The sequence below is a fragment of the cf. Phormidesmis sp. LEGE 11477 genome, from assembly GCF_015207105.1.
Taxonomy (GTDB): Bacteria; Cyanobacteriota; Cyanobacteriia; order Phormidesmidales; family Phormidesmidaceae; genus Phormidesmis.
The window spans coordinates 1-10,972 of the sequence record NZ_JADEXO010000163.1; the positions used below are offsets into that span (position 1 = coordinate 1).

Here is a 10,972-nt window from a genome sequence, read left to right on the forward strand (position 1 = left end):
GTATGTGTTTAGCGTTGGTTGGTTACTTAGGCTGCTGACCCACCCCGACCTCCGCTGCGCTTCGGCCACCCCTCCGTCGGAGGGGACATTGGCTATGTATTTTTAGAGATACGGGACTTGGTTCCCTGTGGGAACCGTAAGGGAGGGGTTTTCCAGTGTGTACGCTAAACGGGTACTCGGGAGAAGGGAGTCAGATCTGAAGTTCCTCTCCTTCGGGGAGGGATGAGGGTGAGGGCGGAGCAGTACCTTATTTGTTTGCGGTTCCCTTATCTATTCACAAACTGGGCAAAGCCTAGCTCATTCACTTTGTTCCAACCTTGAACAGAATCGCGAAACTGTTTCCAGCTATCGTACACATTTTTAAAAGTAGAGTCTTTGCTAGCACTATCTTCTAACAGCGCAGTTGACGCTTCACTGGCCGCTGTCAAAATCTCATCGCTGTAAGCGGTTAGTTCTGTTCCTTTAGACACCAAACTCTCTAGCGCCGCACCGTTTAGCGCATCGTACTTTGCCAGCATATTGATGTTTGCTTCGTAGGTAGCCGTCTTAAAAACTTCTTGATACTCAGCCGGTAATGAATTCCAAGCGTCCAAATTCATGGTGACATCTAGGGTCGCGCCTGGCTCCCACCAGCCGGGATAATAGTAATAAGTCGCCGCTTCGTTTAGCCCTAGCTTTTCGTCATCATACGGGCCAACAAATTCGGCGGCGTCAATCGCCCCCCGTTCCAGCGCTAGAAAAATCTCGCCGCCAGGCAATACCTGTACGTTCACACCAAGTTCGGCCATCACCTTACCGCCGAAGCCTGGAATACGCATTTTCAGGCCGTTTAAGTCACTGATCGTCTGGACGTTGTTCTTGAACCAGCCGCCCATCTGCACGCCCGTATTGCCCGCTGGAAAGCTGATCACATTAAAGTCTGCGTATAGCTGATTGACTTCATCTAAGCCGCCACCGTGGTAGAGCCAGGCATTTTGCTGCTGCGCGTTTAAACCAAAAGGAACGGTAGTGCCAAAGGCTAGAGCTTCGTTCTTACCCACGTAGTAATAGGCCGCGCTATGACCGCATTCTACGGTGCCTTCTTGAACCGCATCGAGAACTTGCAGCCCCGGCACGATTTCGCCAGCCGCAAACGGATCGATGGTGAAGCGGCCATCGGTCAGAGCAGAGACGCGATCGCACACCGTTTGCGCGCCGCCATAGATCGTATCTAAAGACTGTGGCCAGCTCGTTGCCATCCGCCACTGCACCCGAGGCAAATCACCACTAACCGCGCCGCCACCTTGCTGCGTCGAGCAGGCAGCCAAAGCCGTTGTCCCCACCACGCCAGCACCATAGCCCAATATGCGTCTACGTCTCATGACCCTCACTCGCCGCTTGGTAGCAGACCCCCTAAAGTATGCTTTTCATTAAATCATTCAGCCGTAGGAGAACGTATCATTAGTAACAGTCAGTAACTACTTAGCCGCATTTTCCAAACAGACTTGTCGTTTTGGTCGGAGAAGAGGTGCTAGAATTTAGCCCTAAGGGTTTTGCCAAAACTTAGCCCTATGGACATGTAGCTCAGTTGGATAGAGCATCAGATTCCGGTTCTGAGGGTCGGGGGTTCGAATCCCTCCATGTTCGTCACCGCTGTTCGGTCTAGTCGTTTTCAAGGACCGTTAGTCCGTCGTTAGTCATCATCACTGCGAACGGCATTAACGATGCGCGATAGCTGGTTCCTTTCATTAGAAGGAATCCGCCGAGCCGAGCCGCTAATAATACCTTCTAGATTGCGGAATGACTCTTGAATCTGCGGGCCATCTTCATTGATGATATATTCGCGGATAGCCTTATCATGCCAAGACCCGCGCATCTTGAAGACGTTGATTGCCCTTGACATCTCACCACGAACCTCTACGTATTGCAGCATCAAGATCGTGTCTGTGATGGTAGAGATATGTGAATCAGTGATCGAATGAGAGCCCATAAACTGCTCTGTCGTATTCGTGAAAAAGCCCGTAATCTCTTCCTGCTTGGCAAAGCCTGTCACCCCGATTACAAACTGACGAAACGCATTGTTGCTCACGCCGCGATCTAGGGCCGAGAGCGAATCAATCGCAATTCTAGAGGGACGAAATTCCGCAATCTTCGACTTAATAATCTGCAAATGATCTTCCAAGCCTGCCGACTCTGGATAAGCGCAAATAATCTTCAGCAGTCCTTCTCGTTCTAGCGCTTCAAAATCAATTCCCCAAGAAGAAGCATTTCTAGCAAGCTGCGACCTAGACTCTTCATAGGCAAACAAAATCGCGCGCTCATCATTCTCGCAAGCGTTCGCCAAAAAGTTGCTGACCAGCAGTGTCTTGCCGGTACCCGTTGCCCCTGTCGCTAAAATAATCGAATCGCGGAAAAAGCCGCCGCCGCACATCTCATCGAGCGTTTTTACTCCAGAAGATACCCGCACATTTGACGATCGCTGGGTCAACCTCATCGCCCCTAGCGGGAAGATGCTTACCCCGCTATCTGTGATCGTAAATGGATACTCTCCTTTCATATGAGTGGTACCGCGCAGCTTCAAAATCTCTACCGTTCGCCGCCTGCGCTCTCCTTCTAGGGCGTTACGCACAATCACGACATTATCAGAGACAAATTCTTCTACGCCAAACCGCGCAACCGGGCCATACTCATCTACTCGCTCCGTCGTCATTAGAGTGGTCACGCCCACTTGTTTTAGCCTTGCCACCAGCCGAAAAATCTCTCTACGCACCACTTCAGCTGCATCGTATTGCTGAAAAACTGCCGTCACTGAATCGATCGAAATTCGCTTTGCACTGTACTTACGAATGGCATACTGAATACGTTCGATCAAAGCAGAAAGATCGAAGCTGCCAACAACTTCTTGCCCTTCTGGATCAGGGCAGGCATCTAAAATGAACAACTTGCCACTTTTGATCAAAGACTTTAAATCCCAACCAAAGCTATAGGCATTGGTAACAATATCTTCTGGAGACTCTTCAAAGGTGACGAAGATACCAGGCTCATCGAAATAGGTAATCCCGTGATACAGGAACTGGACAGCTAGCAGCGTTTTACCTGTTCCAGACGTGCCGCTAACCAAGGTAGAGCGCCCCACAGGCAGGCCACCGTGGCTGATGTCATCAAATCCCTCAATCATGGTGCGAATTTTTTGCACGCCTTTTAGACGAGTCCGCGCCTTGGGATCAGATGAAGACGAAGAGGAGTTCATAAGTATTTGTCTAACTGGGAAATTCTTAGCAAGAAATATTAAAAGAAGCGTTAGGAAATTCTATTGAGTTCCCTGATCATGCATACCTTCGCTTATCTCATCATAGAGAAGATCGAGACCGATCAAAACTTTTTCGCGGTCGGACAAATCACCGATAATTTTGCGTACAGGCGGTGGCAGAACTTTGGAGAGCGTAGGGGTTGCCATGATCTTGTCTTCTTCTGCTAGCTGGGGGCTCTCTTTGACGTCAATCACTTTGAGCGCATATATGCCGTTGAAGCTTTCTTCCAAGATAGTCTTTAGAGTCATCAGCGCTTTCTTAGAGCTAGAGGTGTTCCCATTTATATAGAGCTTTAAGATGTAGGTCGGCTTCGAGGCGCTCATAGGGTCTCTAAAATGAGTTGGGCTTCGATAGGGAAAATAGTGGTAATGGATTCATATTAGACGTGTGTAGCCCCAAAGAATTGCAGCCGGACAAAAGCGATCGCGTGGGTCTAGCGATCGCGCGGAATAGAGCGCCGATACATTTCACACAGGTGGGCAATCACATCAATCAACGTCAGACGATAGTCAGTCAGCGTCTCATCACTACGTCCTTCTAGTTTTAGCTGTTTAGAAAAGTCTTCTATCAGCTCCATGTGTATTTCTACAATCTTGGGCACTGACATATCTGCAAAGAAAGCAACATTCACAAAGTCATCTATCTTTTGATTGATTGACTCATCGTCGGCAAAGTAGTTCAAGATAATTCGCCGATAATCTTGACGCACCTTATCGAGACATTCCTCACGTTCTTGTGCGCTCATATAGCGTAAAAAGTTCTGCTGATTACGACGGTAGTACACGCCTATGTAGCCGAGCCTTTCCTTTAGTTTTTCAGCTAGGCGCTGCTGCTGTAAGCTCAGCAGAAATAGCCGCTTATCTCCGTCGCGACCAGCCTCTAGGCCGAGACCTAGCTGACCTAAACTGTCTGCACTGGCCTCAGTGGGTAGCTGCAAATACGAATCCACCGCCTGATAGATTCCATCATCTATGTCACTTATATTGCGAATATCAAAAGCTAGGACTGCTTGGTGATATGCCTGCTGCCCCTGTGAGAAGGTATCGCTGTCGAGAAGTTCACTATTGGGGACTAACGGTGCTTTTGAGCTGTATAGTGCCAGCGTGGGGAGTAAGATATCTTTTTCCTGCAGATGCGATAGTACTTGGAAAGACTCCTCAGCCGACTGAATAATCAAGCAATCGATCCGGTGGCGGTTGCTGACGACCCACTCTTCAAACTCTGACGGAGACTGGCTCCAACTAACCACAAATCGTTGCTGGACAAGCAGTTGCTGCAAAGGCTCGACTAGAGATGCAGCAGGAACAAAAACGCCAAGTAGAAAGTGTGCAGGCAAAAGGTTTTCTTTAATATAGCGATGGTCAAAGGTCGGTCGGTCGACCCTCTCAAACAGGCTAAGAAGAATCAGCCCAGTATTTAATCATTACTAGCTGACCTCCGTTTCATGTCTACAGCTATGCCAAGCTACTTTTATTAATTTTCTCTGATTTATATAAACATTTCTTAGCATAATTTCTAATAATCTATCACAGCTCAGCGATCGACTTCAGCCGGGATACGCCAAAGTAGGTACAAAGACACTGACTTCTAGAGGTTCTAATGTGACTGCGTTCTTTGACTTTGTTCGCCGATTCCACGGCTTACGGCTAGCTCTAATAGGCTGGCGATCGCTCTTTGTAGGATTTACCCTACTGCTGTGGTTAGCGATCGCACCCCAAACACTTGCCGCTACTGCCGCTACTGCACCTGAGTCCACTGCGTCCGGCGCAGTCTTATTCACAGAAAACTGCGCCGCTTGCCATGCCGGTGGTGGCAATATCATTCGCCGAGGCAAAAACCTGAAGCAGCGGGCGATGAGGCGCAATGGCTATGAGGATGTCGGTGCGATCGCCTCGATTGTCACTCAAGGCAAAGGCATCATGCCCGCCTATGCAGATAGACTGAGCGCTGAGGAGATTAGTGCGATCGCCCAGTATGTTCATGAGCAATCCGAATCCGGCTGGTGACTTCGACTACGCTCAGCTACCGAGGCGATAGAGTTTGTTAGCTGAGCGAAGCCGAAGCCAGGTCACGCGCTAAAATCAGGCACTAAAGTATTTCGCTGCCCCGTGATAGGCCACGATCGCCGTCGTTGATTGCTCCGGGTAGAGCTGTTCACTCTCATCCATATGCATGCCAATTTTCTCGACTTCTAGCAGATCTAGCTGCTTTGGCTGATCTTGCATATTTGGACAGGCCGGATAGCCAAAGCTGTAGCGCGACCCTTGATAGCGCTGCGCCAAAATATTCCGAATCCCCTCTGGCTCCTGATCGCCATAGCCCAGCTCGATCCGAATCTTCTGGTGTACCCACTCCGCCAGCGCCTCCGCCATCTGCACTGCCAAACCGTGATAGTAGAGATAGTTTGTATAGTCATCCGCCGCAAACAGCTTGGCCGCATACTCCGTGGCAATATCGCCCATTGTCACTGCCTGCATCGGAAACACGTCGTACTCGCCCGGCTTCGCTAGATCCTTGGGCAAAAAGAAATCCGCGATACACAGCCGTCGCATCGATCGCTGACGCGGAAACTCGAACGAGGTCACTGGATCGCTAGGTTCCCCTTTCTGTGCTGCCTGCCAATCGTAGACATACAGCGTATTCCCTTCCGCTAAGCAAGGAAAATAGCCATACATCAGCTTTGGTTCTAGCAGCTTCTCTTCTACAATTCGCTGCTTCCACTCAGTCAGAATCGGCTCTACTTTCTCTGCTAGGAAAGCATCGTACTCTTCACGGGCCTGTCCCTTGGGCTTGCGAAACTGCCACTGTCCGGCGACTAGCGCCTGCATGTCTAGATAATCAAATAGCTCCTCTAGCGGAATATCTTCTGAGCTCAGTTGCTTGGGTCCCCAGAAAGGGGGCTTAGGCCGGGCAATATCAACAGCAACCTCGTCAGAACGGCGCGTGTCAATCACGATCGGTAGCTCGGATTTTGGTTCAGCAACAGCATGGTTAATAGCGACTTTCTTTGACACCTGGCTCATCGGGTGATCGTCTGCAAAGCCTTTTAGGTTGTCCCAATGGTTCGCCTTCTTTGCAGGCATCAGCGCATCCATAAAATGTAAGTCCGCAAAGGCGTCTTTGCCGTAGATTACCTGGCCGTTATAGGTGTTCTGACAGTCCTCATTCACAAACTTTGGCGTTAGCGCTGCGCCACCCAAAATCACTGGCACATCGATCCCATGCTCGTTAAAGGTCTTCAGATTCTCTTTCATAAAAGCCGTTGATTTCACCAGCAGGCCACTCATCGCGATACAGTCCGCCTGATGATCTTTGTAAGCCGAGATAATATTGTCTACTGGCTGCTTAATACCGATATTCACAACCCGGTAACCGTTGTTAGACAAGATGATGTCTACCAGGTTCTTGCCAATATCATGCACGTCGCCTTTCACCGTGGCAATTACGACCGTACCCTTACCACTGGTATCAGTCTCGTCTTTGTCCATAAATGGCTCTAAATAGGCCACCGCCGCCTTCATCGTCTGCGCCGATTGCAATACAAACGGTAGCTGCATTTGCCCCGAGCCAAACAGCTCGCCGACCACCTTCATGCCATCAAGCAAAAAGGTGTTAACAATCTCTAGCGGTGGATACTGCTCCAAAGCCTTTGCTAGCTGATCTTCTAAACCAATCCGCTCACCATCAATGATGTGGCGCTTCAGCTTCTCTTCTAGCGGTAGATTGTCATCTAATGTCGTTCTTAGCTGCTTAGAACTCTTGCCGGTAAAGGCAGTTGTTAGCTCGCCCAGTGGGTCATAGGTACACACATCCCCATCAAATTCACGGCGATCGTAGATCAGGTCTAAGCACATCTTTTGATGCTTAGCCTCGATCTTGGATAGCGGTAAAATCTTGCTAGCGCTAACGATCGCACCATCCATGCCCACCTTCATCGCCTCAGCGAGAAACATCGAGTTCAAGACGACCCGTGCCGCCGGGTTGAGGCCAAACGAGGCGTTAGAAACGCCGAGCATAATGTGACAGCCGGGCAAGTTCTCGCGAATCATCTCAATCGCGGCGATGGTCTCTTTTGCATTCACCCGGTCTTCTTCAATTCCTGTTGAAATTGGCAGCACTAAGGTATCAAAGAACAGCTCGTACGGAGGAAAGCCATATTCCACAGCGTCTCTGTAGGCTCGTTGGGCGATCGCAAACTTCTTCTGGGCAGTCCGCGCCATCCCATCTTCATCAATGCAGCCAATCACCACACCTGCACCGTAGCGCTTTGCTAGCTCCAACACCTTAAAGAATCGCTCATTGCCATCCTCATAGTTCGTCGAGTTCAAGATGCACTTACCGCCCGCCACCTTCAGGCCCGCTTCCATCTTTTCCCACTCGGTCGAATCCAGCATCAGCGGTAGCGTGGCATTGGTCACCAGCCTAGAGACCAGCTCTCGCATATCGCGCTCGCCATCACGCCCCACGTAGTCCACGTTCACATCCAAGACATGAGCGCCCTCCTTTATCTGAGACTTTGCTAACGCCACCAATCCATCCCAATCTTCCGCGTTCAGCATCTCCCGACACTTCTTCGAGCCGCTAGCGTTCAAGCGCTCACCTACGATCAAAAACGAATTGTCTTGTTCATAAGGCTGAGGGCTATAGATAGAGGCCGCCGCCGGCATGTATGGCAGCTCGCCGTAGGGTGGCAGGTCGCCTCTTTCTCCGATCGGTCGCGGTTTCGGGGCGAGATCTTTTGAGAGATCAGCAAGTTGTTCAATATGATCGGGCCGCGTGCCGCAGCAGCCACCAATAATCTGCACGCCCAAATCTTCTACAAAATGCATCAGCGCCATCCGCAGTTCCATCGGCGTCAGTCGATAGTGAGCCTGACCGCCAACGTTCTCTGGCAAACCGGCATTCGGTACGCACGAGATAATAAAAGGAGAATTCTCTGACAGATATTTGATATGTTCCTTCATCTCCGCTGGCCCCGTGGCGCAGTTCAGGCCCAAAATGTCGATCCCAAAAGGCTCTAGAATCGTCAGCGCCGCGCCGATCTCAGAGCCGACCAGCATCGTCCCCTGCTGCTCTACCGTTACTGAAACCATTAGCGGCAGGCGATCGTTCTTTTTCTCAAAAATCTCTTCAATCGCAATCAGCGCCGCCTTCACCTGCAAGACATCTTGACAGGTCTCTACCAGCATCAGATCGACGCCGCCATCGTACAGTCCTTCCACCTGTTCAAGGTAAGCATTCTTCAGCGTGTCAAAATCCACATGGCCCAGCGTCGGCAGCTTCGTCCCCGGCCCAATTGAACCCGCCACAAAGCGAGGTTTCTCTGACGTGGAATACTCATCTGCAGCCTTTCTAGCCAGTTCAGCGGCTTTCTTATTGAGCTCGTAGGCTTGATCAGCTAAATCATATTCAGCTAGAACTAGCGCCGTGCCGCCAAAGGTGTCAGTTTCGATCACATCTGCACCCACAGCCAAAAAGCCACGATGCACTTTTTCTACAGCGTCCGGCTTTGTCTCCACCAGATACTCATTGCAGCCTTCGTATTCAGGGCCACCAAAGTCTGCCGCCGTCAGTTCCTGCATTTGCAGTGAGGTGCCCATTGCGCCATCGAACACCAAGACAGGGCGTTCAGGACTTTTCAAGCGGTCTAAAAACAGACTTTTCATAGGGGCACTTGCGATAGGAACTAGAACGTGGTGATAAATCAATATAAAGCTTCTATTATTATTACTAAAAATCTCCAAGCGTCGAACTTAGCGCTATAAGTGCGATCGCCCTTCAAGCATCGACTTCTCTCATACGTTCTTTTGAGATTTTTCTATCGGCTTTCTTCTATCGGCTTTCTTCTTATGGCTACCGATACTTTGAACATTGTCACAACCCAGTCCACCGTCCTAAACCCTGGCATGCTGCGCGGCGTTCACCACATCGCTCTCAATGTCAAAGATATGCAGGCATCTTGTCACTTCTATGGCAACATCTTGGGCCTACATAAGTTAGTAGGAGACGAAGTTCCCAAAACCTTAATTCAACTTGTTGCTGAAGGCAAAGTCACTAACTTCAAGACGCCAGACGGCACCATTCTCGATCTTTTCTGGGAGCCTGACTACGTACCGGCTGACCCCGATCCGGCCAAAGGCTTCACCCGCGCCGATCATCTTGCCTTTGACATCGCCCCTGAACAGATGGACAGCGCGATCGCACATCTTACTGCCGCCAAAATCGAATTCAAAGGCCCAATCGTTCGGCCCACCGGCAAAGGCATCTACTTCTACGACCCCGATGGGTTCACCATTGAAGTGCGCTGTGACCCGGAAGAGAAGTCGGAATGATGAATGATGTAGGGCTTTGCCCTTCTCGAAGAGTATGATGAATGATGGCTTGGTTCGATTGAATCAGCACGCCACGCCCCTGGTTGATGCGTTGCAGAACTGTGCCGATCGTCGCAATGCGGCTTTTTATACGCCTGGGCACAAACGCGGACAGGGCGTTACGGATAGACACAGGCAGCTTTTTGGCGATAGATCCTTCCGAGCCGATCTGCCTGAGCTGCCTGAGTTGGATAATCTTTTTGCACCCGAAGGCGTCATCCTTCAGGCTCAACAACTCGCCGCTGATGCCTTTGGCGCAGAACAAACCTGGTTTTTAGCGAATGGTTCGACCTGTGGCATTGAAGCCGCGATTCTTGCCACCTGTGGGCCTGGCGACAAACTGATTTTGCCGCGTAACGTTCATAGTTCTGCAATTTCGGGCCTAATTCTATCCGGCGCTGTCCCCGTTTACATACAGCCATCCCATAGCACCGAGTGGGATATTGCGCTCGATATCTCACCGGATACCCTCGAAGCAGCACTGGCCGAGCACCCTGATGCCAAAGCTGTTCTGATTGTCTCACCGACTTATCAAGGCATTTGCTCAGACCTGAGTGCGATCGCTCACATCACCCACCGTCACAACATCCCTCTGATTGTGGACGAAGCCCACGGTCCGCACTTTGCCTTTCATCCTGACCTGCCCCCTACCGCCCTATCCGCAGGCGCAGATATTGCCGTTCAATCCATTCACAAGGTCCTTAGCGCCTTTACGCAAGCGGCGATGCTGCATACTCAGGGCAATCGCATTGACAGAACCCGCCTCTCCCAATCCCTACAGCTCACCCAATCCACCAGCCCTAGCTATCTACTGCTAGGCTCTCTAGATGCCGCCCGCTATCAGATGGCAACCAGCGGTGAAGCGCTGATGTCAAAAACGCTAGCATTAGCCAACTACGCCCACCAAGAAATTGCACAATTACCTGGATTAACCGTTCTGGGTTCAGGCGATCGCACCCGACTAACCATCAACATTTCTCCCTTAGGCATCACCGGCTTCGATGCCGACGAGATCCTCCATACAAAATACGGCGTTACCTGCGAACTCCCCGCCCTTCGCACCCTCACCTTCATCATCTCTCTTGGCAACACGCTCGCAGACATCGATCGGCTGATCCAAGGACTCACAGCGCTCAGCAAACAGTTTTCTCACTGTCAGAACCTAACAAGCATCGAGAACCCTTACCTCTTCACCCCCTCATCCCCTCACCCTCAGCGGCTGAGCAGAGTCGAAGCCCTCACGCCCCGCCAAGCCTTCTTCGCCCCCAAGCAGCCCCTTCCCTTACAAGCAGCCATCGGCAAACCCTGCGC

The 10,972-nt window shown here is 50.8% G+C and carries 8 protein-coding genes and 1 tRNA gene; 4 read left to right on the forward strand and 5 right to left on the reverse strand.

The genetic code is table 11. From position 1 onward, the window contains the following. Positions 1-266 precede the first annotated feature (266 nt). Positions 267-1,361: a TRAP transporter substrate-binding protein gene (locus tag IQ256_RS26675; RefSeq protein ID WP_193858732.1), complete on the reverse strand. Its 1,095-nt coding sequence runs from the start codon at positions 1,359-1,361 to the stop codon at positions 267-269. Positions 1,362-1,552: 191 nt separating this feature from the next. Here IQ256_RS26675 and IQ256_RS26680 point away from each other — a divergent pair. Beyond that, positions 1,553-1,626, forward strand: a tRNA-Arg gene (locus tag IQ256_RS26680). A gap of 46 nt (positions 1,627-1,672) precedes the next feature. On the opposite strand, the gene kaiC is transcribed toward IQ256_RS26680, so the two are convergent. The 3 genes from kaiC to IQ256_RS26695 all read right to left on the reverse strand — a co-directional run bounded on the left by kaiC (position 1,673) and on the right by IQ256_RS26695 (position 4,626). Then, entirely contained in the window at positions 1,673-3,229 is a 1,557-nt protein-coding gene (gene kaiC / locus IQ256_RS26685) for a circadian clock protein KaiC (RefSeq protein ID WP_193858733.1), read from the reverse strand. A gap of 60 nt (positions 3,230-3,289) precedes the next feature. Beyond that, positions 3,290-3,613 carry a circadian clock protein KaiB gene (gene kaiB / locus IQ256_RS26690; protein WP_193858734.1) on the reverse strand — a complete coding sequence of 108 codons (324 nt, stop codon included), beginning with the start codon at positions 3,611-3,613 and terminating at the stop codon, positions 3,290-3,292. A 110-nt stretch (positions 3,614-3,723) separates the two neighbouring features. Beyond that, positions 3,724-4,626: a circadian clock protein KaiA gene (locus IQ256_RS26695; protein ID WP_193858735.1), complete on the reverse strand. Its 903-nt coding sequence runs from the start codon at positions 4,624-4,626 to the stop codon at positions 3,724-3,726. A gap of 265 nt (positions 4,627-4,891) precedes the next feature. Here IQ256_RS26695 and IQ256_RS26700 point away from each other — a divergent pair, with 265 nt between their 5' ends. Then, positions 4,892-5,296 (forward strand): c-type cytochrome, encoded by a 405-nt coding sequence (locus IQ256_RS26700; RefSeq protein WP_370623557.1) that lies wholly within the window; start codon positions 4,892-4,894, stop codon positions 5,294-5,296. A gap of 75 nt (positions 5,297-5,371) precedes the next feature. Here the strand turns inward: IQ256_RS26700 and metH are convergent, their stop codons facing one another. After that, a complete protein-coding gene (gene metH / locus IQ256_RS26705) occupies positions 5,372-8,956 on the reverse strand; it encodes a methionine synthase (protein ID WP_193858736.1) in 3,585 nt (1,194 codons plus the stop codon). Between the two features lie 183 nt (positions 8,957-9,139). Here metH and IQ256_RS26710 point away from each other — a divergent pair, with 183 nt between their 5' ends. Then, entirely contained in the window at positions 9,140-9,622 is a 483-nt protein-coding gene (locus IQ256_RS26710) for a VOC family protein (RefSeq protein WP_193858737.1), read from the forward strand. 34 nt (positions 9,623-9,656) lie between these two features. Then, positions 9,657-10,972, forward strand: a 1,316-nt coding sequence (locus IQ256_RS26715; RefSeq protein ID WP_228025320.1) for an aminotransferase class I/II-fold pyridoxal phosphate-dependent enzyme, incomplete at its 3' end; no start/stop codon positions are given.

Excerpts from the sequence above, each read along its gene's own strand:
- kaiC (WP_193858733.1), bottom strand. The coding sequence starts at position 3,229 with ATGAACTCCTCTTCGTCTTCATCTGATCCCAAGGCGCGGACTCGTCTA.
- kaiB (WP_193858734.1), bottom strand. The coding sequence starts at position 3,613 with ATGAGCGCCTCGAAGCCGACCTACATCTTAAAGCTCTATATAAATGGG.
- IQ256_RS26710 (WP_193858737.1), top strand. The coding sequence starts at position 9,140 with ATGGCTACCGATACTTTGAACATTGTCACAACCCAGTCCACCGTCCTA.
- IQ256_RS26675 (WP_193858732.1), bottom strand. The coding sequence starts at position 1,361 with ATGAGACGTAGACGCATATTGGGCTATGGTGCTGGCGTGGTGGGGACA.
- metH (WP_193858736.1), bottom strand. The coding sequence starts at position 8,956 with ATGAAAAGTCTGTTTTTAGACCGCTTGAAAAGTCCTGAACGCCCTGTC.